A 24,620-nucleotide genomic window follows, 5' to 3' on the forward strand; every position below is an offset into this window, starting at 1 on the left:
CCTCGGCTCACAGCCCGTCGCGCACCATGGCGGCGACGATCTGGACATGGCGGTCGGCCGCCGTGTTCGAGAACTCGTTGTCTGTCCACGGGCGGCGACCACTTCTGGCCGTACGGTCTGAACTACGAGTCCGCGTGGACGGCGGCCTCGTCCGTCGCGGTCGCGGGGCTCCGAGCCCGGCGGTGCGGGACGCGGCCGAGGCGCACGACGTCCAGGACGGTCAACGCGGCCCGGTTGTCGACCTGTTACTCGACGACCGCGACCCGGCAAGCGACCCCAGCCTCAGCCACGCCCGGAGATCCGCAGCTTCAGGAAGCCCCGGAGCTTCCGAGCGCCCCCAGAATGCGCTCGGCCGCCAGTGTCGGCGTCAACGCCCCGTCCCTGACCTGCTGTTCGAGACCCGGCGCGAGGGCCCGTACCGCCGGGTCGGCGTGCAGCCGGCCGAGGAGTTCGTCGCGGACCATGCTCCACGTCCAGTCGACCTGCTGGTCGCGGCGCTTGGCGGCGAGGCGCCCGGTCGAATCCAGCAGGGTGCGGTGCTGCTCCAGACGCTCCCAGACCGTGTCCAGACCGGTCGATTCGCGGGCGCTGCAGCTGAGCACCGGCGGCGTCCAGACGGGGTCCTTGCCGTGCATCAGCCGCAGCGCGCCCGCCAACTCCCGTGCCGCCGCGCGGGCGTCGCGCTCGTGCGGACCGTCCGCCTTGTTGACGGCGAGCACGTCGGCCAGTTCCAGGACGCCCTTCTTGATGCCCTGCAACTGGTCGCCGGTGCGGGCGAGGGTGAGCAGCAGGAAGGTGTCGACCATGTTCGCGACCGCGGTCTCGGACTGGCCGACGCCGACCGTCTCCACCAGGATCACGTCGTAGCCGGCCGCCTCCATCACCACGATCGACTCGCGCGTGGCCTTGGCGACCCCGCCCAGTGTGCCCGCCGTGGGGGAAGGGCGCACGAAGGCCGCCGGGTCCACGGCCAGACGCTCCATGCGCGTCTTGTCGCCGAGGATCGAGCCGCCGGTACGGCTGGAGGAGGGGTCGACGGCGAGCACCGCCACCCGGTGTCCGAGCCCCGTCAGCATCGAGCCGAACGCGTCGATGAACGTCGACTTGCCCACGCCCGGCACCCCGCTGACGCCGATCCGCCGCGCCCGGCCGCTGTGCGGGAGCAGCTCGGTGAGCAACTCCTGTGCCAGCGCCCGGTGTTGGGGGCGGGTGGACTCGACGAGGGTGATGGCGCGCGCGATGATCGCCCGCTTCCCGTCGAGTACGCCCTTCACATACGCGTCGACATCGATCACAGGTCGTGCCCGAGGTCGTCCGACAGTCGCTTGACCAGGTCGTACGCCGCGTCCGGAATCACCGTCCCGGGCGGGAACACGGCCGCCGCGCCCATCTCCAGCAGGGTCGGGACGTCCTGCGGCGGGATCACCCCGCCGACCACGATCATGATGTCCTCGCGGCCCTCCTCGGCGAGCTGCTCCTTGAGTGCCGGTACGAGGGTGAGGTGTCCGGCGGCCAGCGACGACACCCCGACGATGTGCACGTCCGCCTCGACGGCCTGGCGGGCCACCTCGGCCGGGGTCTGGAACAGCGGGCCGACGTCGACGTCGAAGCCGAGGTCGGCGAAGGCGGTCGCGATCACCTTCTGGCCGCGGTCGTGGCCGTCCTGGCCCATCTTGGCGACCAGGATGCGCGGGCGGCGGCCCTCGGCCTCCTCGAAGTCGGACACCAGGGTGCGGGTGCGGTCCACGTGCGGGGACTCTCCTGCTTCGTTGCGGTACACGCCGGAGATCGTACGGATCTGGCTCGCGTGCCGGCCGTACACCTTCTCCAGGGCGTCGGAGATCTCCCCGACGGTCGCCTTCGCGCGGGCCGCGTTGACCGCCAGCTCCAGCAGGTTGCCCTCGCCCCCGGCCGCCCGGGTCAGCGCGTCCAGCGAGTCCTGGCAGGCCTGCTCGTCGCGCTCCGCGCGCAGCCTCCGCAGCTTCTCGATCTGCTGGGCGCGTACGGAGGAGTTGTCGACCTTGAGGACGTCGATCTGCTCGTCGGACTCGACGCGGTACTTGTTGACGCCGATGACCGGCTGGCGCCCGGAGTCGATACGGGCCTGGGTGCGGGCCGCGGCCTCCTCGATACGCAGCTTGGGGATGCCCGCGTCGATCGCCTTGGCCATGCCGCCCGCCGCCTCGACCTCCTGGATGTGCTGCCAGGCCCGGCGCGCGAGGTCGTAGGTCAGCTTCTCCACGTACGCGCTGCCGCCCCACGGGTCGATGACCCGGGTGGTGCCGGACTCCTGCTGGATCAGCAGCTGGGTGTTGCGGGCGATGCGCGCGGAGAAGTCGGTGGGCAGCGCGAGCGCCTCGTCGAGGGCGTTGGTGTGCAGCGACTGGGTGTGGCCCTGCGTCGCCGCCATGGCCTCGACGCAGGTGCGCGTGACGTTGTTGAACACGTCCTGCGCGGTCAGCGACCAGCCCGACGTCTGCGAATGGGTGCGCAGGGAAAGGGACTTGGTGTTCTGCGGGTCGAACTGCTTGACGAGCTTCGCCCACAGCAGCCGCGCCGCGCGCAGCTTGGCGACCTCCATGAAGAAGTTCATGCCGATCGCCCAGAAGAACGACAGCCGGGGCGCGAACGCGTCCACGTCCAGGCCCGCCTCCCGGCCCGCCCGGATGTACTCCACGCCGTCCGCGAGCGTGTACGCCAGCTCCAGGTCGGCCGTCGCACCGGCCTCCTGGATGTGGTAGCCGGAGATGGAGATGGAGTTGTAGCGGGGCATCCGCTGCGAGGTGAAGGCGAAGATGTCGGAGATGATCCGCATCGACGGCTTCGGCGGATAGATGTAGGTGTTGCGGACCATGAACTCCTTGAGGATGTCGTTCTGGATGGTCCCGGCCAACTTCTCGGGCGGTACGCCCTGTTCCTCCGCCGCCACGATGTAGAGCGCGAGCACCGGCAGCACGGCGCCGTTCATCGTCATCGACACGGTCATCTTGTCCAGCGGAATCCCGTCGAACAGCTGCCGCATGTCGTAGATCGAGTCGATCGCCACGCCCGCCATGCCGACGTCACCGGTCACCCGCGGGTGGTCGCTGTCGTAGCCGCGGTGCGTGGGCAGGTCGAAGGCGACCGACAGGCCCTTCTGGCCGGCCGCCAGGTTGCGGCGGTAGAAGGCGTTGGACTCCTCGGCCGTGGAGAAGCCCGCGTACTGGCGGATCGTCCACGGCTGGTTGACGTACATGGTGGGGTACGGGCCCCGCAGATACGGCGTGGCGCCCGGGTAGGTGCCCAGGAAGTCCAGGCCCTCCAGGTCCTGCCCGGTGTACAGCGGCTTGACCGGGATGCCCTCCGGGGTCTCCCACAGCAGGTCGTCCCCGCCGGCAGCCCGCTTGACGGCCGTACGCCATTCGTCGGTGCCGCCGTCGACAGCCGGAGTCCCCAGCTCGATCCCGGAGAAGTCGGGGATGGAGGGGCCAAGGGGGGCGGTCATCGGGACACTCCCATGCGGTCAAGGGTGGCGGACAGGACGGCTACGGCGTCGCAGCCCGCGAAGGCGTACGCGTCGACACCGGCGTACTGCCCGGGACGGCCCGCCAGGAACACGTGCGAGGCGCCGGAGGCCTTGAGCTCGGCGGCCACGGTCTCCGCCTGCTCCTCGTACAGGGCGTCACTGGAGCACAGACAGGCCTCCGTGGCGCCGCTGTCCTCGAAGGTGCCCTCCGTGACGGCCTCGATGCCGCCCGCCTGGAAGAGGTTCGAGGCGAAGGTGAGGCGCGCGGTGTGGGCGGACGCCGGGCCCAGGGCGGCGAGGAAGATCCGCGGGCGGGAGCCGGTCGCGGCGAGGTGGGCGTCGGAGCGGGTACGCAGCTCCTCGTACGCCTCGTCGCGGCGGACGCGGGGCAGACCGCCGGACGGCTGCTCGGGCGCGGGCGCCCGCTCCACGGCCTTCTCGCCCAGGTGCGGGAACTCGCTGACACCGGTGATGGGTTCGCGCCGCTTGGCGAGCTTGCCGCTGCGGGCCTGCCAGGTCTCGGTGAGGTCCTGCTCGAGCTGCCCCGAGCGAAGGGCGGCGGCCATGCCACCGCTGCGCTCGATCCGCTGGAAGAACTCCCAGCCCGCCTGCGCGAGTTCGTCGGTGAGTCGCTCCACGTACCAGGAGCCGCCCGCGGGGTCGATGACCCGGGCCAGATGCGACTCCTCGATGAGGATCGTCGAGGTGTTGCGGGCGATACGCCGAGCGAACGCGTCCGGCAGACCGAGGGCGTGGTCGAAGGGCAGCACGGTGACGGAGTCGGCGCCGCCCGCCCCGGCCGCCAGCGTGGCGATGGTCGTGCGCAGCATGTTCACCCACGGGTCGCGGCGCGTCATCATCACCGGCGAGGTCACGACGTGCTGGACCTGCGCCCCGGCGCCCGGCGCCCCGCAGACCTCGGCCACCCGCGCCCACAGCCTGCGAGCGGCCCGCAGCTTGGCGATCGTCAGGAACTGGTCGGCGGTCGCCGCGTACCGGAACTCCAGCTGCGCGCAGGCCTGTTCGACGCTCAGCCCGGCCCCGGTCAGCTCGCGCAGGTACGCGACGCCGGTCGCCAGCGAGCTGCCCAGCTCCTGGGCGGCCGAGCCGCCGGCCTCGTGGTACGGCAGCGCGTCCACCGTCAGGGCACGCAGCCGCGGGTACTCCTCGGCGCACAGCCGCGCGAGAGCGGCCACCGGTGAGAAGTCGTACGACTGCCCCGTACGGGCCTCGTGGCCGAGCGGGTCGGCGCCCAGGTTGCCGCGCGCCACGTCCTTGGCGACGCCCCGCTCCTCGTACAGCCGCAGCAACTCACGGGCGGCGGGCTCGACTTCGCGCCCGGCGTCGAGGACGACGGGGGCCAGGTCGAGGTAGACGCCTTCCAGTGCCCCGCCGAGCGACGCCACCGGGATGCCGCCCTCGCCGACGGCCAGCCACAGGGACGTGACGCCGTTCTCCAGGTCCGCGAGGACGGTGCCGCCGTCGGCCGTCGTGTGCCGCTGGCGTACGTCCCAGCCGCCGACCGTGTTCCCCTCTGCGCGGCTGCCGCGCACGAAGGGAGCGAACCCGGGCAGGCCGGGGTCGGGCGCGGCGTCGTGCGCGGTGTACAGAGGCCGGGTGCGCAGCCCGTCCTCAAGCGCGGTGGACAGGGCTTCCTCGGCCTGAGCACCCTCGACGTCCTTGCCCGACTTGCGCAGTACGCCCGCAACGAGGCGCTGCCACTGATCATGGGACACGTCAGGGAACTCGGCGGCCAGCTCAAGCCCGTCGTCAGGCAGGACCGTCATGCTCGGATGCTAGGCCAGAGGCCCAAAGGAGCAGCAGAGGGCACGGCTGTGACCTTGCCCTCTCCTCCGCTGTGACCTCGGCCTCTTCCCGCTGCGGAGCCCGGACGGATCGGGCACCGACGGTCCATTCGCTCGCGCGCCGAGCCTGCGCGGGGCGTCATCGCGCGGCCGTCACGAGCTCGGCGAGGTCGCCCAGGACCTGCGCGGCCGGTGCCGGGTCGACCAGCCACTTCAGGTGGCTGCCCGCGAGGGTGCGGACGTCGTAGGGGTTGTCCGGGGTGAGCGCGTCGCCCTCGCGGATCAGCCGGTCCTGCAGGGCGAGCGGCAGACTCGCGTCGTCGGCCAGCCGCACATAGGTCTTCGGGATACGGCCCCAGGTCGCGGCCTGCGCCCGGTCGGCGGAGGTGCCGACGTCCAGGTTCTCGTCGGGCTGGAAGGTGTTGAGGAAGGTCAGGAACTCGTCGTCGGTGCCGTCGGCGAAGAACGCCGCCCTGAACGCGGCGAGGGCGGCCGGGTCCGCGGTGCGGAAGTTGACGCGGAGCAGGCCGAGGTCGGCCGGGTTCCCGGCCATCGCGAGAGCCAGGGACGTCGGGTCGACCGTGGCCATCTCCGGCTCGGCGTAGTAGTCGCCGACGTCGAGGTTGACCGGACACCAGGCCGAGACGTAGACGATGCGGTCGATGAGGTCGGGTCGCGCGTTGGCCGCGGCGGTGGCCGTGACTCCGCCGCGGCTGTGCGCGACGAGGATCACGGGGCCGTTCCGCTTCGCCCGCTCCAGGATCCCGATCAGGTGCGCGGCGTTGTCGGCGAGCGTCACGCCCTTGATCGAGCCGGGCGCGGCGGCGAGCCCTTCGGGGTCCTGCGGAGCCTGGTAGGCCTGCGGGTAGGTCGCCGCGAATCCGTGCCCGGGCAGGTCCACCGCGACCGAACGGTGCCCGAGAAGGCCGAGTTCGGCCTGGAGGGGCGCGAAGGAGAAGGAGTTCGCGAAGGCCCCGTGAACCAGGACGAAGGTCGGTTGCATCTGTTTGCTCACTCTCTGACCTGAACGGCATGGGCGGCATCGGCGGCACGCGGGCGGTTGCCCGGTACAGGTTGTCCGACCCTAGCCAAGGAAAGATCATTCGCACTACATGAATGAGTAACTCCGCATAGGGCCGCACGCGGGCGGTTGCCTGGCGTAGGGGCGTTCACCAGCGGTAACGCGGTGCTGCCGTCGAGAAAGTGCGGAATTTCCTCGTCGTTGAAGGTGCCCGTCAGCACAAACTCCGAGACGTTTCGGTCGACCTGCCAAGAGGTGCACTCGTCGTATTCACCGGTGAGTCCGGATCCGGTAATTCGAGCCTCGCGGTCGACACGATTTCCCGTGCAGTGGGTCAGTGCCAGCCGAACCGGGGCCTCAGTGCCAGCCGAACCGGCGGTCGACCACCGCGGCGAACTCCTCCAGGGTCAGTTCCTCGTCCCCGTTCTGGTCGGCGGCGTCGAACAGCGCGGAGGAGGCGTTCTCGTCCCCCACGGCCCAGAACGGCAGGTCGCCCGACGCGGCCAGGGACGGGCCCTTCGTCCGCAGGGCGATGATCACCTCTGCGCGGGTCAGGGTCCCGTTGTGGTCGAGATCGAGCGCCTCGAACAGCTTGCGGGCCTTCTCGCTCATCGTTCCACCCTCGTTCCTGATGTCGGCAGGCGGTCGGCCCACCCCGCTCCAAGAAGAAGACGCCTGCGCACACTTCCAGGTTGCCTCCGCGGGCCTCCCGCCGCAGGCTGTCCGTGCGCAGCGGCGATTCCCGGCCTCCGTTCCGCACGCCAGGTCATGTACCGCCGGCCGAGCGAGCCCGGGTCCGGGCGATCAGCCACATCAGATACGGCGCCCCGACCGCGGCCGTGAGCACCCCCACCGGCAGCTCGACCGGGGAGAACACACGGCGGGCCAGCAGGTCGGCGACGAGGACGATCCCGGCGCCGGTGAGGGCGGAGGAGAGCAGCGGAATCTGGGCGGTACGGGTCAGCCGGTGGGCGATCTGCGGGGCGAGCAGCGCCACGAAGTCGACCGGGCCCGCGGCTCCCGTCGCCACCGACGCCAGCACCACCCCGATCGCGGTGAGCCCCAGCCGGACCGGACCGAGCCGTACGCCCAGCGCGGTCGCCGTGCTGTCGTCCAGGGACACCATGCGCTGGGCGTGGGCCGCCCACAGCAGGGCCGGGACCAGCGTCAGCAGGACCCAGGCGAGGGGCGCGGCCTGGTCGTACCCCCGGCCGTTGAGCGAACCGGTCAGCCACACCTTGGCCTGCTGGGCCACCAGATAGTCGCCCTTGGTGAGGAACAGCCGGGTCAGCGAACCCAGCGCGATCGACACACCGATGCCGACCAGCACGAAACGCGTGGCGTGCAGGCCGCCCCGCCAGGCGAGGGCGTAGACGAGCGCGGCGGCCGAGAGCCCGCCGACGACCGAGACGTACGGCAGGACGGCGTACGACGTGAGTCCGAAGGTCATCGCCGTCACCGTGGCAGCGCCCGCACCGTGCGTGACACCGATGACGTCGGGACTGGCCAGGGAGTTGCGCGCGACGGACTGGATCAGCGCGCCGGAGACGCCGAAGGCCGCACCGACCAGCAGACCCGTCACCAGACGGGGCAGCCGCAGCGTGCCGACGACCAGCTCGTCGGGGCTCGGCTGCCCGAGCAGCACGCGGACGACCGCCGTCGGGGAGACGTACGACTCGCCGACGCACAGGGACACGACGGCCGTCACTGCCACTACAAAGGCCAGCAGCAGCGCGACGGCACTCGCCCGGCGGTGCAGCAGGAAGCTGCGGTCTCCGACGCGGACGACGGTGTAGCCGGCGGGGCGCAGCCGCGCAGGCGCCGGGCTCGTTCGCTCAAGAGGCCGTGTCACGCCGCCACCGTCGCCTTCCTGCGTACCAGCGCGACCAGGAACGGCACGCCGAGCAACGCGGTCATCACGGCCACCGGCACTTCCGAGGGCGCGAAGACGACACGACCGAGTACGTCCGACACCAGGATCACCGTGGGGCCCAGCAGCGCGGACAGGGCGAGGGCCCAGCGGTGGTCGGCGCCGACCAGCGCCCGCGCGATGTGCGGGACGGCGAGCCCGACGAAGGCGATCGGACCGGCGACCGCGACGGCGACGCCGGTCAGCACGGTCGCGGCGAGCGCGCCGAGGGCCCGCGTCAGGGCCACCCGATGACCGAGCCCCCTGGCCACGTCGTCGCCCAGGGCGAGGGCATCCAGACCCCGGGCCGCGACGGCGACCAGCACCAGCCCCACCAGCAGGAACGGCCATGTCTGCGCGACGACCGCACCGTCCCGCCCGCCGATCGAGCCGACGTCCCAGAAGCGGAACTCGTCGAGGGCGCGGGCGTCAGTCGTGACGATGGCGGAGACCACGGAGGCGATGAACGCGTTCATCGCGGCCCCGGCCAGCGCCAGCTTGACCGGCGAGGCGCCACCGCGTCCGCTGCCCGCCACGGCGTACGCGGCCACCGCGGCGATCCCCGCACCGGCGAACGCGAACCAGACGTAGCCGGCGGGCGTGTGCACCCCGAGGAACGCGATCGCGCAGACGACACCCAGCGAGGCGCCCTGGCTGACGCCGAGGACGCCGGGCTCGGCGATCGGATTGCGGGTGATGCCCTGCATGACGACTCCGGCGACCGCGAGGGCCAGCCCGACCATCACGCCGATGACCGTGCGGGGGACCCGCAGCGTGCGCACAACCTGCGCGTTGTCACCTGTGCCACCGTGCAGCAGGGCGTCGAACACCTCGCCCGGGGGGATCTGCCGGCTGCCGAGGGCGAGGCTGAGCACTACGGCCAGGGACAGCAGGAGCATGCCCGTGACCGTCCAGGCGAGGCGTCGCCGGGTGGCACGGGACATGCGGTTCCTTCTGCTGTTGCTCGGTTCTTGGCTGGTTCGCCGGGCGCGATTGCGTCAAGTGGCCTTACTCGGCCAGGTACTTCTCCAGGTCCGTGAGGACCTCGCCGGCCGCGGTGACGCCCAGACCCAGGTACCAGGTCTCGTCCGGGACGTCGTACGCGTGACCGGCCTTGACCGCCTTGAGGTTCTTCCACAGCGGGTTGCCCTGGGCGCGCGACTTGTCGGTGGCCTTCGGGTCGCCGTAAACACCGGTGAAGATGTAGTCCGCGTCGGCCTGGTCGATGTTCTCGGCGCTGACCTCGGCGGCCAGGTCCTCGATGTCCTGGTTCTTCGGGCGCGGGATGCCGGCATCCTTGAGGATGGTGCCGATGAACGAGGCGTTGGCGTAGAGCCGGATCACACCGTCGGGCATGAACCGGACCATCGACACGGTCGGCTTGTCGGCACCGAGCTCGGCGCCGAGTTCGTCGACCTTCTTGTCGTACGCGGCGAGCTTCGCCTTGGCCTCGGCGGTCTTGTCCAGCGCCGAGGCGTTCAGAAGGTAGTTCTCCTTCCAGGTGAAGCCGGGGCGGATGGAGAAGACGGTGGGCGCGATCTTCGACAGCTCGTCGTACTTGTCCGCGGCGCGCAGCTGGCTGCCGAGGATCAGGTCCGGCTTGAGGCCGGCGATCGCCTCCAGGTTGAGGTTGTTGATGGTGCCGACGTTCGCCGGGGTGCCGGCGTCCTTCTTCAGGTAGGAGGGCAGCTCGGGGGAGCCCTCGGTGGGGGCGAGGCCGACCGGTTTGATGCCGAGCGAGACGACGTTGTCGAGCTCGCCGACGTCCAGGACCACGACACGCTTGGGCTGCGACTTGATGACCGTCTCGCCCATGGCGTGCTCGACGGTGCGCGGCCACTGACCCGCCTTGGCGTCGGTGCCCATCGCGGCGGTCTTCTTCGCGGCGGACGCGAAGTCCTTGCCGCCCTTGGCCACGTCCTTCTTGTCGGCGGCCCCGGAACCCGCGTTGTCCGCGCCGTCGTTGGAGCCACCGCAGGCCGCGAGGGACAGGGCGGCGGCGACGGCAAGAGCGACGGCGGCAGTGCCGCGGCGCCGGTGAAGCATGGCAAGGCTCCCTTGGAGGTATACGGACGGCCATTAGGCCAGCCTCACCTTATCCGGGCCTTTCGTGTGCCCTACACGTGAGTCTGTGTGGTCCCTGTCACGGTCCTGTGTCGCCGGCGTGCGCTGCCTTGGCGCCCTGTGCCGACAGGGCGCCAAGGAGGCCGGAGAAAAGGGGGGGTCAGTTCGACGAGCAGGCGGAGCCGTTGACCGTGAAGGCAGTCGGGCCGGGGTTGGTGCTGCCCTTCGTGGCCGTGAAGCCCAGGGTGACCGAACCCGCCGGGGCGATCGACGCCGTGTACGACACGGAGGCGACGCTCACCTCGGCGCCGCTCTGCGTCGCGGTGCCGCCCCACAGGTTGCTGATGCGCTGGCTGTCCGGGAAGGTCCAGCGCAGCGTCCAGCCGTTGATCGCCGAACTGCCGGTGTTGCGCAGGGCGATCTCGCCCTGGAATCCGCCGGGCCACTCGTTCGTCACCCGGTAGCCGACACCGCAGTTCGCCGACGATCCGCCGGAGGCGGTGGTGACCGTCACCGTGGCGGAACGCGGCGAGCGGTTGCCGGCGGCGTCACGGGCGTACACGGCGAAGGTGTACGAGGTCGAGGGCGCGAGGCCGGTGACCGTGGCGGAGGCGGCGGTCGTGCTGACGGTCGCGGCCTCGCCCGTGCCGTGGACGCGCACCACGTCATAGCCCGTGACACCCGTCGCGTCGGTGGCGGCGACCCAGGTCAGCTTCGCCGACGACGAGGTCACCTCCGAGGCGGTGGGTGTCCCGGGAGCGGTCGGGGGAGTGGTGTCGCCACCGCCCGAGGAGTAGACGGTGGCTTCCTTCGAGGTGGCGGCGATGCCGTTCACACCGTTGAAGATGCGCCGGCCCCACGAACTGAGCTGGTCCGCGTTGAAGTTGACCGCCAGGTCGAGGATCGGGTCGGTGTTGCCGCTCCAGGACCAGGCCAGATAGCCGAGCCGCAGCTGCTGGGCGGCGGCCATCATGGTGTCCTCGTCCGGGTCGCCGTACTGGTCGGGCGGACCGCCGAACTCGCCGATGAGGATGGGCAGTTGGGCGTTGACGAAGGTGTTCAGGTAGCCGGTGATCTCCTGGGCCGTGTCGTAGACGCTGTACATGTGGATCGAGAAGATCAGGTTGCCGGTGGGGTCGGCGGCGTAGACGGACCTGGCGTTGTCCCGCATGACGCCCTGCCAGTCCTGGCCCCAGTTGGGCGCGTCCACCATGATCGTGTGCGCGAAGCCGGCGCTGCGCAGCTTCTTGATCGCGGCGATGGTGGGATCGGTCCAGCCGACGGGATTGGTGTTGCCCCAGGGCTCGTTGCCGATGTTGATGACGACGTAGTTCTCCTGGCCCTCGAGCACGCTCTTCAGGCCGATCCAGTAGTCGGCCGCCTGGTCGAGGGTCCCGGCCGCGGCCTCCTCTCCGTAGCCGGTGGTGTCGTGCACCTCCAGGACACAGATGAGCCGGTTGGCCTTGCACTGGGAGATGACGTTCGCCACGTCCGAGGCGCTGTTCGCGGTCCAGCGATGGCCGTCGGCGAGGACCACCCGGACGGTGTTGGCGCCCAGTGCCTTGATGTCGGCCAGCGACCGCGTCTGGTTCGGATACCAGGTGTGGGCGTGGTTGACGCCCCGCATCACGAAATCGTTGCCGTTGCCTTCCAGCAGACGGCCGTTGCTGATGTGGATGCCGGTCGCCGCCGCCTGAGCGGGCGGGGCGAAGGAGAGTAACGGGGCGAGCAGGCCCAGGAGGGCGGCCAGGACGGCGGCCACTGGTGGGGCGGTGCGGGTGCGGGGTCTCATGGCGGCTCCCAAGGGTGAGATGGGGTGACGAGGCGTCAGGAGGACGCGGTGCGCGCCGTGCAAGTGACAGTCGCCGACGGGGCGTTGGCCGTTGCCGGGGTACTGGCGATGAATCCGAAGCTCGTGCTCGCACCGGGCGCGAGGGTGCCGTTCCAGCCCGCGTGGGTGACGGCGCCCGTGCCGTCGTCGGCGGTGGTGAAGGTGCCGCTCCAGACCTGGGTGAGTCGTGCGCCGTCGGCCGGTACGACCGTCGGTCCAGCCCGTGACCGGGGTGCTGGAAGCGTTGGTCACCGTGACCTCGCCCTGGTAGCCGCCCTGCCAGGCGGAGACGGCCCGGAAGGACGCGGTGCAGGCGGGCGGATCGCCCGGATCACCGGGGTCTCCGGGTACTCCCGCGTCGAGCAGCGCCGCCAGAGCCGGATACCAGCGGGCGGCGAGCTTGTCATCGCCGGAGGCGTTCGGGTGCACGCCGTCGTAGGTGTCGGTTGCCGTGCTGAAGTCCGTCCACTGGTCGACCACGGTCACCGGGGAGCGGCCGGTGCTCGTCGCCCGCGCCCACTCGGGGATCCGTGCGTTGAGGTCGACGACCGCTGCTCCGCGAGACTGGGTGACGGGTGCCGCGCATGGTGTTCCCTTCCCGGGCCGCATCTGTCGGCGCGCCCCGCGCGAGTGGGAGCGCTCCCATGCAAATCAAGCCACCGTTGTCATTGACGCGTCAAGAGGCGGGAAGTGTGCCTGCGATGCTGTGAGTTCAGAGAACCGAAGAGTTCCGGAGAACCGAGGAGGCGTCATGCCCGAGCCGTCCGTCCTTGCCGCGCTGGTGTCCGGTCTGCGCAGTGGAGCGATCGACGTCGTCGACCTCACCTCGCCCTTGTCCTCGTCGACACCGGTGATCCAACTGCCGCCTCAGTTCGGGCAGACGGCCGTGTTCGAGCTGGAGGAGATCAGCCGCTACGACGACCGGGGCCCCGCCTGGTACTGGAACAACTTCCGCAGCGGCGAGCACACCGGCACCCACTTCGACGCCCCGAACCACTGGGTCACCGGCAAGGACCTCACCGACGTGGCCTCCGTACCGGCCCGCAGGATGATCGCTCCGGCGGCGGTGCTGGACTTCACCGCCGAGGTCGCCGAGGACCCCGACTTCCTGGTCGAGATCGACCACGTGAAGGCATGGGAGGCTGAGAACGGCCCCTTGCCCGAAGGCGGTTGGCTGCTGCTGCGCACCGGTTGGGACGCTCGTTCGCAGTCCCAGGAGGCGTTCCTCAACGCCGACGAGAACGGCCCGCACACCCCCGGTCTGTCGGCGCAGTGTGCCCGTTGGGTCGCCGAGGAGGCGCCGGTGATCGGCCTCGGCGTCGAGACGGTCGGCACGGACGCCGGGGGCGCGCACTCCTTCGACCCCGCCTATCCCTGCCACTCCTACCTCATGGGCAGTGACAAGTACGGTCTGACGCAGTTGCGCAACCTCGCCGCTCTGCCGCCGACCGGCTCGGTCGTCATCGCGGGTCCGCTGCCGATCGTCACCGGCTCCGGGGCTCCCGCGCGCGTGCTCGCGCTGGTGGAGCGCTCATGAAGGTCGCGGAAGCGGTCGGCCGGGCGCTGTGCGCGGCCGGGGTCGGCCAGGTCTTCGGTGTGGTCGGATCGGGCAACTTCCACGTCACGAACGCCATGGTCGCGGCGGGGGCGCGGTTCGTCGCCGCTCGCCATGAGGGCGGCGCGGCGACGATGGCCGACGCGTACGCCCGCACCAGCGGCGAGGTCGCGGTCGTGAGCGTGCACCAGGGGCCCGGGCTGACGAACGCGATGACCGGGATCGCGGAGGCGGCCAAGAGCCGTACGCCGCTCGTCGTGCTCGCCGCCGAGGTGACCGAGCCCCGCTCCAACTTCTATGTCGACCAAGAGGCGTTGGCCCGCGCGGTGGGGGCGGTCACGGTTCGGGTGACGTCGGGGGAGGAGGCCGTCGAGCAGACCTGCGCGGCGGTGGGGCTGGCGGTGTGCGAGCGGCGCACCGTCCTGCTCAACCTCCCCCTGCCGGTGCAGGCGTCCGACGTGCCGGACGGCGCCCTGGCGCAGGCGGCGCCACCGCCGGAACGGGCCGCGGTCGAGCCGGACGCGGAGGGCGTGACGGCCCTGACGGAGCTGCTCGGGCGGTCCCGGCGGCCGGTCTTCGTGGCCGGCCGGGGATCACGCGGACCGGGCGGCCGGGCGGCACTGGAGGCACTCGCCGAACAGCACGGCGCGCTGCTGGCGACCTCGGCCGTGGCGCGCGGCCTCTTCCACGGCAACCCCTGGTCGCTGGACATCTCCGGCGGCTTCGCCTCACCCCTGGCCTGCGAACTGATCCAGGGCGCGGACCTGATCGTCGGCTGGGGCTGCGCCCTCAACATGTGGACGATGCGGCACGGCAGCCTCATCGGCGCCGACGCGACCGTCGTACAGGTCGACGACGAGCCGGCCGCACTCGGCGCGCACCGGCCGGTGCACCTCGGTGTCACCGGCGACGTCCGGCTCACCGCGCGGCAGGTGTTCGAGGCGGGCGGTGAGCGGCGGCAGGGCTACCGGAGCCCGGAGACCGGTGCGGCCCTCGCGGCACGCGTGCGCCTGCGCGACGTGCCGTACGAGGACATGAGCACACGTGAGCGGATCGACCCCCGGACGTTGAGCGTCGCGCTCGACGCCGTACTGCCCGCCGAGCGGGTCGTCGGCGTGGACTCGGGCAACTTCATGGGCTACCCGAGCGCGTACCTGTCGGTGCCGGACGAGAAGGGCTTCTGCTTCACGCAGGCGTTCCAGTCGATCGGGCTGGGCCTGGCGACCACGATCGGGGCGGCGCTGGCCCAGCCGGAGCGGCTGCCGGTGGCCGCGCTCGGGGACGGCGGCGCGTTGATGGGGGCCGTCGAGCTCGACACGGTGCGGCGGCTCGGGCTGCCGATGGTGGTCGTGGTGTACGACGACGAGGCGTACGGGGCCGAGGTGCACCACTTCGGCCCCGACGGGCACCCCCTGGACACCGTCCGCTTCCCGCCGACGGACATCGCCGCCGTGGGGCGGGGCTACGGCTTCGAGGCGGTGACCGTGCGAACGCAGGCCGATCTGAAGGCGGTGGCGGACTGGGTGGCAGGGCCGAGGTCCGCGCCGTTGCTCATCGACGCCAAGGTGGTCGCCGATCACGGCTCGTGGTGGCTGGAGGAGGCGTTCCGGGGCCACTGAAGTACGGGCCCGAAGCCCGCGACGTCGCCCTGCCCGCCGTGATGCGCCGGGGCGGGCGGGGCGACGTGCGTGGGATCAGACCGCCGGTGCCGGGAAGGTCGGGTACTCCACCCCGGAGACGTGCTGGACGACCCGGATGACCTGGCAGGAGTAGCCGAACTCGTTGTCGTACCAGAGGTAGAGGATCGCGTTGTCGCCGTCGACCTTGAGGGCGCCGGCGTCCACGATGGAGGCGTGGCGCGAGCCGATGAAGTCGCTGGAGACCGCGTCGGGCGCCGTGATGAAGTCGATCTGGCGGCGCAGCGGCGAGGTCAGCGACACCTCGCGCAGGTAGTCGAGGACCTCCTCGCGGCTCGTCTCGCGCCCCAGCTGGAGGTTGAGGATGGCGATCGAGACGTCCGGCACCGGCACGCGGATCGAGCTGCCGGAGATCTTCGCCTTGAGGTCGGGCAGCGCCTTGGCGACGGCCGAGGCGGCACCAGTCTCGGTGATGACCATGTTCAGCGGCGCGCTGCGGCCGCGGCGCTCGGACTTGTGGTAGTTGTCCAGCAGGTTCTGGTCGTTGGTGAACGAGTGGACGGTCTCCACGTGGCCGCGCAGCACACCGAACTCGTCGTCCATCGCCTTCAGCGGCGGCACTATGGCGTTGGTGGTGCAGGAGGCGCAGGACAGGATCTGCTCGTCCGGCTTGAGGGTGTCGTGGTTGACGCCGTGCACGATGTTGGGGACGTCGCCCTTGCCCGGCGCGGTCAGCACGACCTTGTCGATGCCGGGGCGCAGGTGCTCGGACAGGCCCTCGCGGTCGCGCCACTTGCCGGTGTTGTCGATCAGGATGGCGTTCTTGATGCCGTACGCCGTGTAGTCGACCTCGGACGGGTCGTTCGCGTAGATCACCTTGATCGCGTTGCCGTTGGCGAAGATCGTGCTGCTCGCCTCGTCCACGGTGATCGTGCCCTGGAACTGGCCGTGGATGGAGTCACGGCGCAGCAGCGAGGCGCGCTTGACGAGATCCTCGTCGGCCCGCCCGCCCCCGCCGCGCACGACGATGGCACGCAGCCGCAGACCGTTGCCCGAGCCGGACTTCTCGATCAGCAGGCGGGCCACGAGCCGGCCGATGCGGCCGAAGCCGTAGAGGACGACGTCACGTCCCTCGCCGCGCTCGATCTTGTTGGCGCCGGTGGCACCGGCGACGGCCTCGGCGGTGAACGCCTCCACCGTCAGACCGCGGTCGTCGGCCTTGTACGTCGCGGCCAGCATGCCGATGTCGATCTGCGACGGGCCGAGGTCGAGCGTGGTGAGGGCCTGCACGAACGGCAGGGTCTCGGTGACCGAGAGCTCCTCACCGCCGATCTGCCGGGCGAACCGGTGCGTCTTCAGGATGCTGACCACCGACTTGTTCACCAGGGAGCGGCTGTGGAGGAGGACGGTGACGTCCCGCTCCCGGTGCAGCTTCCCGATGAGCGGGATCATCGACTCCGCGATCTCCTCGCGGTTCTTCCAGTTGGTGAACGAGTCGTCGTTGACAGTCACAGGCCTATCTTTCGAGCTAGGAGGCGCTCATATGCTAACCGCAGGGTGCGACGATCGTTCAAGCAGGGGTCATTGGGGTCCGCGTATGCCCCGTATTGAGAGGATTTGCCCGACAGGAGGGGTGGATGGAGCTGGAGCTGCGGCATCTGCGGGTGCTGTGCGCGCTCGCGGACGCGGGGAGCGTGGGCCGGGCCGCGGTGGAACTGGGGTACACCCAGCCCGCGGTGAGCACCCAACTCCGGCGGATCGAGCGGCACTTCGGTGAGCCGTTGTTCGAGCGCGGGCCGACGGGGGTACGGCCGACCCGGTACGGCGTCGAGGTGGTGGCTCAGGCGCGCGACGTCCTGACCCGCGCGGCCGCGATCGGTCGCCGACCGGCCGGCGGGTCGCCGCGCCGGACACTGCGCGTGGCGGCGACCAATTCGCCGATGCTGGCGGGCACGGTCGCCGGTCTGCGGGCCAGGCTGCCGGACGTCTCGCTCGCGGTGAACAGCGTGTACTCCTCCTCACGGATCGTCGAACTGCTGGAGGCCGGCACGGTGGACGCCGCCATCGCCGCGGACTACCCCGGCAAGGAGCTGGAACACTCGGACGCGGTGGCCCATCGCGGGATCGTGACCGAGCCGACCTTCGTGGCCCTGCCGGCCGACCATCCGCTCCGGCACCGGGCTCAGGTCGCGCTCGCCGACCTGGCGGAGGAGGCGTGGTTCGTCACGCCTGACGACGGGGCGGGCTGGCCCGGGGTCTTCTACACGGCGTGCTCGGCGGCCGGCTTCACTCCAGTCGCAGTGCATGAATTCCTGGGCGACCAGCTGCAGTTGCAGGGGATGATCGCCGACGGGCTCGGCGTGTCCGCGGTCCAGCCGACACTGCGCCCGATCCCGCGTGTCGTGATCAAGCCGCTGATCGGTACCCCGCTGTGGTGCCGTTACGTCCTTGCGTGGCGACGTGAGGCGGTCCCGGCGGAGACGGCGGAGGCGCTCTTCCAGTCGGCGGCGGCCGCTCACCGTGAACTCGCCGCCCGGTCCCCGCACTTGAGGTCATGGGCCGCCCGCACATGGAGCGTCACCGGAGCGTAGGCGGCTGCCCGCTCCGGCTGTCAGGTGTTATGGCTCGCCAGTGCCATGTGCTATGTCACACGCCATTGTTGGCGCGGACAGGCGCTGAGACAGTGCCTCACACGCCTCAGCACCCCAACCGAGGCGCATCAACTCCCTGGAGGTATCCCGATGCGCTACCGCTTAGTGCTGCCCAGACGCATGCTCGGCGCACTCGCCGTGTGCGCCACACTCTCCGGCCTCCTGTCGACGCCCGTGTTCGCCGCACCCCCGGCCGACCCGGACGTCAAGCCTTCCGTGACCTCGCCCCGCAGCACGACACCACCACCGACCGCCTCGCTCACCCATGACGTCGCCCGGGCCGCCGTACAGAAGAAGGCACTCACCCCGGACCGGATCCCGCCCCTGAAACCGACGCCCACCCAGGCTCCGCCACCCACGCGGGCCACCGGCAAGCCGAAGTCATGCACTCCGGGCGACTTCGGCGGCCGGACCGGCGCCGCACTCGTCGCGTTCGTCAAGGCGTCGACCACCGAGTGCGTCAACACCCTGTTCGCGGTGACCGGTTCGGACGCGCGCGCCATCTTCCGCGAGCCCCAGATGGTCACCGTCTCCCAGGCCTTCACCAGCGCGGCCCGGACCTACAACGGTGACAACTCCTCCCGCGTGCACCAGCTCGTGCTGTTCCTGCGAGCCGGCTACTACGTGCAGTTCAACCACCCGGACGACGTGGGCCCGTACGGCACATCGCTGGCTCGGAACACCACCCGCGGCCTGGACACCTTCTTCGCCCGCCCGCGCTCCGGGGACGTCACCGCCGCGAACGGCGACGTGCTCGGCGAGGTCGTCGTCCTCACCGACAGCGCCGACCAGCAGGCCCGCTATCTGAGCGTCTACCAGCGGATGCTGAACGCCTACAACAGCTCCTACGACGCCATCCGCAGCATGCTCGCCGCCGTGAACGCCGTGTACACCCCGCTGTGGCGCGGCAACTGGAACGCGGACTACGTCAGGGCGGTCACCGCCGACCCGTCCATCACGCGGACCCTGCAGAAGTTCGCGCTGGCCCACCTGGACCTGCTGGGGACCGACCGCGCCTACCTCACCTCCAACGCCGGGATGAACCTGGGCCGTTACGTCGAACACACTGCGCTGCAGCCCACGGTCCGCCCGCAGGCAAAGCAGCTCCTGGATTCCTCCCGCATCACAGGCCCCACGGCAGGCCTCTGGGTGGCCGTGGCGACCCAGGCCGAGGCCTACGACCGCGCCAACTGCGCCTACTACGGCGTCTGCGACCTGAGCGGCCAGCTGATGCGCGCGGCCCTGCCGACCACCCACGGCTGCGACGCCACGCGCACCATCCGCGCCCAGTCGCTCACCTCGGCCGACCTCGCCGCGGCGTGCGCCAGCCTGCTGGGCCAGGACGCCTACGTCCACGACCTCGTCAAGGACGACGGCCCCATCCCGGGCCAGTACCTGTCGACCCTCGACCTGGCCGTCTTCGCCAGCGCCCAGGACTACCGCACGTACGCGGGTGCGATCTTCGGCATCAGCACGGACAACGGCGGCATGACCGTGATCGACGACCCGACGGACCCCGCCAACAAGCCCTTCGCGGTCATGTACCAGAAGAGCCAGGACACCGGACACGCCGCCAGGATTTGGAACCTCAACCACGAGTACATGCACTACCTCGACGCCGTCCACAACATGAAGGGCGACTTCGCGCAGCAGACCTCGGTCCCCGACGTCTGGTGGATCGAGGGCGTGGCCGAGTACGTCTCCTACGGCTACCGTCGCGTCACCTACGACCAGGCGGTCACGGAAGCCGGCAAGCACACGTACCGGCTGAGCACGCTGTTCCAGAACACGTACGCCAACAGCGATGTGACCCGCACGTACGCGTGGGGCTACCTCGCTGTCCGCTACATGTTCGAGAAGCACTCGGCCGACCTTCAGCGCATGCTCGCCCGCTTCCGCGTGGGCGACTACCCCGGCGGGTACGCCGTCTACGCCACCGACATCGGCACCCGCTACGACGCCGATTTCGACCAGTGGCTGACGGAGTGCGCCGCCGGCGCGTGCGCTGTGGCGCCGGCCGTCAGTCGAGGGTCGTCTCGGGGATCTGCACGCTGATCAGCTCTCCGGAGCGCGGGTCGACGGTCAGCCCCCGGCCCTGCCTGCGGTTGCGCAGCTGAGCCTGAGTCAGGCGCACGCCCAGGATGTCGCCCTCCATCACGCTCTGGGGGTCGAGGAGCACGCCCCGGCGGTGCCGCTTCAGGGCACTGAGCCAGCCCATGGCGCCCGCCATCGTCTCCCCGGTGACACCGGCGACCACGCCGATGCCGCGGTCCCGGCCGGACTCGACCAGGGCGCGCAGGTCCTGGTCGATCGCCGGCATGATCAGCAGGTCGGCGTCGTCGACGAGCACCACGCGGGGCTCGCCGCCGCTGCCCAGTGCGGTGGCGAGCTCCTGCGAGGTGGGGGCCGGCGCGGTGAGCAGGCGTACGCCCGGGTGACCGTTCAGCGCACGCAGAGGCGACTCCCGTGGCGTGAGGACGACGAGCCGGGTGCCGGAGGCGAGCAGGGAGACCGCCAGGCTCGCCAACGCGGTGCTGCGGCCGGAGCCGGGCGGCCCGGCGACCACGAACGTCGGCGAGGAACCCGCGAAGTCCACCCCGACCGGTGCGACGTCGTCGCCGCCCAGCCCCAGCAGGCCCCACATGGGCCGGCGCAGCTCCTCGGCCACCTTCTCGTACGCGTCCGTGAACGCCACCTTCGCCGGCAGCGTGCCGATCCGCACGGGCCGGCGGGCGGCGGGCAGCCCGGCGTCGCGGCGGGTCGCCTCGGTGCCGATGGCACGCAGCGCTTCCGCCTGCTCCTGACCGGTCGCCCCGGGCGCGAGCAACGCCACCTGGATCTCGGTTCCGTCGGAAACCCAGCCCTGTCCGGGCCTGATCACTTCGGGCAGGGCGCTGGAGCGCTTCCCGACGACGTGGTAGTCGGTGCGGTCGTTCAGGCGCAGCAGCAGCTTGTTGTCGTTGAGTGCGGTGGCCCGCCCGGCCAGCAGGGCCCGCTCGGACGTCGCCACGACATGCAGACCCGAGGCGGCGCCCTCCCTGAGCAGACGGTTCAACTGGTCCATCTGCCGACCGCCGTTGTGCTCGGCGATGAGGTCGACGAGCGCGTCCCAGCCGTCGACGAACAGCAGCACGTGCGCCGGACGGGAAGAGGCAGGGACCATCTCGCGGAGCTCCGACAGGTTCGCCGCGTGATGCCGGGTCAGCAGCTCCTGGCGGCGGTGCAGTTCGGCGTCGAGCCGGGTGAGTAGTCGCTCCAGCCGCTCGTTGTCGCCGCGCGGCACGACCGCGCCGCAGTGCGGCAGCACACCCAGGGCCGACAGCGCGCCGCCCGCGAAGTCGATGCCGTACAGATGCACGTCCGCGGCGGTGTGGGAGCGGGCCAGCGCGCCGGCCATGGTCCGCAGCACCTGCGAACGGCCCGAGCGCGGGATGCCGATGACATAAAGGTGGCCGAAGGTGGCGAGGTCCAGCCGCACCGGCTCCTGCGCTTGGGCGCCGGGCAGGTCCGACAGGGCCCAGGGTACCGGGGCAAGGCGGGAGTCGCCGGTCGGCTCGGGCTGCGGCAGATCGTCGACCAGCACGGACTGGCCGAGCGGGGGCAGCCACGGGCTGGGCTGCGGGGCGCAGCCGGTGAGTTCCGCCGCCTCCCGCAGCGCGTCCACCAGCGCGTTGAGGTCGGTGGGGGAGCCGTCGTCCACAGCGGAAGCGGTGGGCCCGGTTTCGGCACACGGCACGCCGACCGCGCGGCCGAGGCGCTGCCACGGCAACTCGGTGCCCCAGATCCGGGGGGCCTCGGCCTCGGTCGTCGGCTGCGGCTGCCGGACGGGAACCGCTCCCGGTCGGACGGCTCCGGCGTACGCGGTCTGGAACGGTACGACCGTGCCGTGCCCGAGGCGGGCCAGAGCCCGGCCGGGGGTGCTCGGGGAGATGCTGACGGCGTCCTTGGTGTCGATGACGTCCTGGCTCTCGGTGGCGTCGGTCACCCGCAGCGCGATCCGCAGGTTGGTGTTGGCGCGGATGTCGGCGTTGACCACACCGGCCGGACGCTGGGTGGCCAGGATCAGATGGATGCCCAGGGACCGGCCGCGCTGGGCGATGCTCACCAGGCCCGGGATGAAGTCCGGGATCTCCCGGTAGAGGGTGGCGAACTCGTCGATGACGATGACCAGCCGGGGTACGGGCAGGAGTTCGGGGTCCCGGCGGCGCATGGTCTGGTACTCGGGCAGGTCCTTGGCCCCGGCGTCCGCCAGGATGTGCTCACGGCGCATCAGCTCGGCCGACAGCGAGGTCAGCGCCCGCTGGACGAGGTGGCTGTCGAGGTCGGTCACCATGCCGAGGGTGTGCGGCAGCCGCACACAGTCCTTGAAGGCGCTGCCGCCCTTGTAGTCGACCAGGACGAAGGTCAGCTCGTCGGGCCGGTTGACGGCGGCGAGGGAGGCCACGAGGGTCTGGAGCAGTTCCGACTTGCCGGATCCGGTGGTGCCCGCGACGAGGCCGTGCGGTCCGTCCTTGACCAGGTCGAAGGCGGCCGGACCGTCGTAGCCCGCGCCGAGCAGCACCTCGGTGGACGCGAGGCGCCCGGCCCAGCGTGCCGCGACGGCCTCACCGCTCGGTTCCGGCAGGCCCAGCAGATCGAGGAGGCCGACCCGGTCGGGCAGACCCTCCGAGGCGTCGGGGGTGACGTCGTGGATCGGGGCGATGCCCCGCGCCAGGCGCTCGCACCAGGCCGGTTCGACCAGGTCCGGGAGGATGTCCGGTATGGCGGGCAGACCGGTGCGGCGCAGGGTGAGCCGGTGGTTCTCGTACCGGACCACCGCGGTGCACTCCTCGGGCAGGAGCCGCTCCTCGTGGTCCAGGCAGAGCGGGAAGATCCGTACGGCCGGGCCTTCCTTGAGGATGGAGACCACGCCGGGGACGTCACGCAGACGCCGGGCGCCGTCCATCACGACCAGCACGTCCGGTTCGCTGAGCAGCGCCTTGCTCATGGTCGACTCCGCGGCCCGCTGCCGGGTGCGCAGGGTGGACACCAGCTCGGCGACCCGGTTGGCCACCGTCTCCGGGTCGTTGCCGACGAGGGCGACGGCACCGCCGCGGGATCCGGGCAGACCGTCCCGGGAGTGCGGCAGCCAGCGGGCCCAGTCCCAGGACTCCTCGGACGCCTTGTCGGTGAGGACGACGATCCGCAGGTCGCGCGGTGTGTGCAGGACGGCGGCCTGGGCGGTCATCCAGCGGGCCAGCGCCTGCACCGGGCCGGTCTCACCGGCCAGCCCCACCACTCCGCAGTGTTCGAGGTCGACGCTGACGGGCGCGTCGGGGATGGTCCAGTGCACGGAGGTGTGGTTGTCCTCGCGCGCAGTGTCGTCGATGCCGAGCAGGGACGGCTGGCTCGCGGTACCGATGCGCAGGGCCAGGTGGTCGGGGTCGCCGCGCCGGCGCTCCCACAGCCGGCGGCCGGGGCCCACGCCCCACAGACCGGCCACCGCCGGGTCGGGCGCGCTCTCGGTGCGCAGCCGCTGCTCGGTGACGACCTTCTGCCGGACGTCCTCCTCCAGCGAGGCCCGGCGCAGCCGGTAGGTGCGGGACTTCTCCTCGAAGTCCTTGCGGGCCGTACGCCGGCCGCTGACGTGGTTCGCCGCCATCAGCATCGGCGACATGAACATGAAAAGCAGGTAGTAGTACGAGTTCCAGATGAGCACCATGCCGAGGCCCATGAACATGGGGGCGAACGCCACCATGAACGGGATGGGCCTGCGGCTGGGCGGCTCGGGTGGTCCAGGGAGGCGGAAGCGCTCCGGTTCGAGGTGCGGCAGGATGCGCGGCGGCCGGTTGTAGTCCAGCCCGCCGCCGCCCTCGGACGGCACCACCGCGGCGTCCCGCTGCGTCGGCTCCGTCAGCCGCAGCAGGTACTCGCCGAGGGCGAGCTCACCGCCGAGCGGCCAGGGCTCCCAGCCGTCCGGGAGGATGGTCACATCGGCGACCTGCTCCGCCGCCTGGTCCTCCTCCCCATCCTCCTCGTCCTGCTCCGACAGGGGCAGCAGCTCGACGTTCGGTCTACCCCGGTGCACCGGCGGCTCCGGTACGGACAGACGCGCGCCGGCGTCCTGCGGCAGCTCTACGATGGCGGATCCGTCCGGGCGTACGGAGATCCGTATGCCCTCGGACGGCAGGCCACGGCCCTGTAGCGGTACGGCGGAGCCCTCCAGCGGGCCGATGCCGTGGGTGCCGACGCCCAGCGCGTACACCCGTCCCGCGTCCGGACCGCCCACCACCTGGAGTTCCACCACCGGAGAGTGGTCCACCCGCTGAGGTTGCGGCATGGCGAGGCGCTGGGGTCCGTACTCCGCGCAGGCCCGGGGGACGGGTGCGCCGAGGCCGATGACGCTGCCGTCCATCACGGGTGTACCGGCCAAGGGAGTCCCGGGGGACAGCGGGTCGTCGCCCAGGTAGCAGACGGGCGCCTGGTCAGGCGTCGATGCCGGGTCGTCGGCGCGCAGCCGGGCCAGGTGCTCGGCGATGTCGCGCACCGGGGTGGCGGCATCGGCGCTCAGCACGACGTCCTGACGGCTTGCGGGATCGCCGTCGACGACGGTGGTGATGAGGAGTTTCATGTCTCCCCTTCAGGGGGTTCGCGGACGGGCAA

The 24,620-nt window shown here is 71.2% G+C and carries 15 protein-coding genes and 1 pseudogene; 4 read left to right on the forward strand and 12 right to left on the reverse strand.

Annotated elements, in window-relative coordinates; translation table 11 throughout:
* Positions 1 to 308: 308 nt before the first annotated feature.
* The 10 genes and pseudogenes from meaB to EJ357_RS42895 form a co-directional block, all read right to left on the reverse strand.
* A complete protein-coding gene (gene meaB / locus EJ357_RS42850) occupies positions 309 to 1,295 on the reverse strand; it encodes a methylmalonyl Co-A mutase-associated GTPase MeaB (RefSeq protein WP_126397524.1) in 987 nt (328 codons plus the stop codon).
* Positions 1,292 to 3,484 (reverse strand): methylmalonyl-CoA mutase, encoded by a 2,193-nt coding sequence (gene scpA, locus EJ357_RS42855; RefSeq protein WP_126397526.1) that lies wholly within the window; start codon positions 3,482 to 3,484, stop codon positions 1,292 to 1,294. The genes meaB and scpA overlap by 4 nt, the downstream gene beginning before the upstream one ends.
* The gene (locus EJ357_RS42860; protein ID WP_126397528.1) at positions 3,481 to 5,292 is read right to left on the reverse strand and encodes a methylmalonyl-CoA mutase subunit beta; all 1,812 of its coding nucleotides are present in this window, start codon (positions 5,290 to 5,292) and stop codon (positions 3,481 to 3,483) included. The genes scpA and EJ357_RS42860 overlap by 4 nt, the downstream gene beginning before the upstream one ends.
* 157 nt (positions 5,293 to 5,449) lie before the next feature.
* Positions 5,450 to 6,313 carry an alpha/beta hydrolase gene (locus tag EJ357_RS42865; RefSeq protein ID WP_175647732.1) on the reverse strand — a complete coding sequence of 288 codons (864 nt, stop codon included), beginning with the start codon at positions 6,311 to 6,313 and terminating at the stop codon, positions 5,450 to 5,452.
* Positions 6,314 to 6,688: 375 nt separating this feature from the next.
* On the reverse strand, positions 6,689 to 6,943 hold the full coding sequence (locus EJ357_RS42870; protein WP_126397532.1) for an EF-hand domain-containing protein: 255 nt from the start codon (positions 6,941 to 6,943) through the stop codon (positions 6,689 to 6,691).
* Between the two features lie 154 nt (positions 6,944 to 7,097).
* The gene (locus EJ357_RS42875; RefSeq protein WP_126397534.1) at positions 7,098 to 8,183 is read right to left on the reverse strand and encodes a FecCD family ABC transporter permease; all 1,086 of its coding nucleotides are present in this window, start codon (positions 8,181 to 8,183) and stop codon (positions 7,098 to 7,100) included.
* Positions 8,180 to 9,184 (reverse strand): FecCD family ABC transporter permease, encoded by a 1,005-nt coding sequence (locus tag EJ357_RS42880; protein WP_126397536.1) that lies wholly within the window; start codon positions 9,182 to 9,184, stop codon positions 8,180 to 8,182. The genes EJ357_RS42875 and EJ357_RS42880 overlap by 4 nt, the downstream gene beginning before the upstream one ends.
* A gap of 64 nt (positions 9,185 to 9,248) precedes the next feature.
* Entirely contained in the window at positions 9,249 to 10,286 is a 1,038-nt protein-coding gene (locus tag EJ357_RS42885; RefSeq protein WP_126397538.1) for an ABC transporter substrate-binding protein, read from the reverse strand.
* A 178-nt stretch (positions 10,287 to 10,464) separates the two neighbouring features.
* Positions 10,465 to 12,096, reverse strand: a complete 1,632-nt coding sequence (locus EJ357_RS42890) for a cellulase family glycosylhydrolase (RefSeq protein WP_126397541.1) — start codon at positions 12,094 to 12,096, stop codon at positions 10,465 to 10,467.
* A 35-nt stretch (positions 12,097 to 12,131) separates the two neighbouring features.
* Positions 12,132 to 12,684, reverse strand: a pseudogene (locus tag EJ357_RS42895) (cellulose binding domain-containing protein); the annotation flags it as partial.
* A gap of 202 nt (positions 12,685 to 12,886) precedes the next feature.
* On the opposite strand from EJ357_RS42895, the gene EJ357_RS42900 reads away from it, so the two are divergent.
* Positions 12,887 to 13,672, forward strand: coding sequence for a cyclase family protein (locus EJ357_RS42900; protein ID WP_126397543.1), 786 nt, complete (start codon positions 12,887 to 12,889; stop codon positions 13,670 to 13,672).
* Positions 13,669 to 15,309, forward strand: coding sequence for a thiamine pyrophosphate-binding protein (locus EJ357_RS42905; RefSeq protein ID WP_126397545.1), 1,641 nt, complete (start codon positions 13,669 to 13,671; stop codon positions 15,307 to 15,309). Before EJ357_RS42900 ends, EJ357_RS42905 begins: the two co-directional genes overlap by 4 nt.
* Positions 15,310 to 15,384: 75 nt before the next feature.
* Here the strand turns inward: EJ357_RS42905 and EJ357_RS42910 are convergent, their stop codons facing one another.
* Positions 15,385 to 16,839 (reverse strand): glyceraldehyde-3-phosphate dehydrogenase, encoded by a 1,455-nt coding sequence (locus EJ357_RS42910; RefSeq protein WP_126397547.1) that lies wholly within the window; start codon positions 16,837 to 16,839, stop codon positions 15,385 to 15,387.
* Between the two features lie 125 nt (positions 16,840 to 16,964).
* Between EJ357_RS42910 and EJ357_RS42915 the strand changes: the two genes are divergently transcribed.
* Positions 16,965 to 17,918: a LysR family transcriptional regulator gene (locus tag EJ357_RS42915; RefSeq protein WP_126397549.1), complete on the forward strand. Its 954-nt coding sequence runs from the start codon at positions 16,965 to 16,967 to the stop codon at positions 17,916 to 17,918.
* Between the two features lie 150 nt (positions 17,919 to 18,068).
* Complete coding sequence (locus tag EJ357_RS42920; protein WP_126397551.1) at positions 18,069 to 20,033, forward strand: collagenase; 1,965 nt, start codon at positions 18,069 to 18,071, stop codon at positions 20,031 to 20,033.
* Here the strand turns inward: EJ357_RS42920 and EJ357_RS42925 are convergent.
* Positions 19,999 to 24,588 carry an FtsK/SpoIIIE domain-containing protein gene (locus EJ357_RS42925; protein ID WP_126397553.1) on the reverse strand — a complete coding sequence of 1,530 codons (4,590 nt, stop codon included), beginning with the start codon at positions 24,586 to 24,588 and terminating at the stop codon, positions 19,999 to 20,001. The two genes, EJ357_RS42920 and EJ357_RS42925, sit on opposite strands and share 35 nt — an antisense overlap.
* Positions 24,589 to 24,620 lie beyond the last annotated feature (32 nt).

This window comes from Streptomyces cyaneochromogenes, assembly GCF_003963535.1.
Taxonomy (GTDB): Bacteria; Actinomycetota; Actinomycetes; order Streptomycetales; family Streptomycetaceae; genus Streptomyces; species Streptomyces shaanxiensis.

Coding starts and splice junctions, on each gene's coding strand:
- EJ357_RS42880 (WP_126397536.1), bottom strand. CDS start 9,184: ATGTCCCGTGCCACCCGGCGACGCCTCGCCTGGACGGTCACGGGCATG.
- EJ357_RS42920 (WP_126397551.1), top strand. CDS start 18,069: ATGCGCTACCGCTTAGTGCTGCCCAGACGCATGCTCGGCGCACTCGCC.
- EJ357_RS42885 (WP_126397538.1), bottom strand. CDS start 10,286: ATGCTTCACCGGCGCCGCGGCACTGCCGCCGTCGCTCTTGCCGTCGCC.
- EJ357_RS42890 (WP_126397541.1), bottom strand. CDS start 12,096: ATGAGACCCCGCACCCGCACCGCCCCACCAGTGGCCGCCGTCCTGGCC.
- EJ357_RS42870 (WP_126397532.1), bottom strand. CDS start 6,943: ATGAGCGAGAAGGCCCGCAAGCTGTTCGAGGCGCTCGATCTCGACCAC.
- EJ357_RS42860 (WP_126397528.1), bottom strand. CDS start 5,292: ATGACGGTCCTGCCTGACGACGGGCTTGAGCTGGCCGCCGAGTTCCCT.
- EJ357_RS42925 (WP_126397553.1), bottom strand. CDS start 24,588: ATGAAACTCCTCATCACCACCGTCGTCGACGGCGATCCCGCAAGCCGT.
- EJ357_RS42865 (WP_175647732.1), bottom strand. CDS start 6,313: ATGCAACCGACCTTCGTCCTGGTTCACGGGGCCTTCGCGAACTCCTTC.
- EJ357_RS42900 (WP_126397543.1), top strand. CDS start 12,887: ATGCCCGAGCCGTCCGTCCTTGCCGCGCTGGTGTCCGGTCTGCGCAGT.
- scpA (WP_126397526.1), bottom strand. CDS start 3,484: ATGACCGCCCCCCTTGGCCCCTCCATCCCCGACTTCTCCGGGATCGAG.
- EJ357_RS42915 (WP_126397549.1), top strand. CDS start 16,965: ATGGAGCTGGAGCTGCGGCATCTGCGGGTGCTGTGCGCGCTCGCGGAC.
- EJ357_RS42905 (WP_126397545.1), top strand. CDS start 13,669: ATGAAGGTCGCGGAAGCGGTCGGCCGGGCGCTGTGCGCGGCCGGGGTC.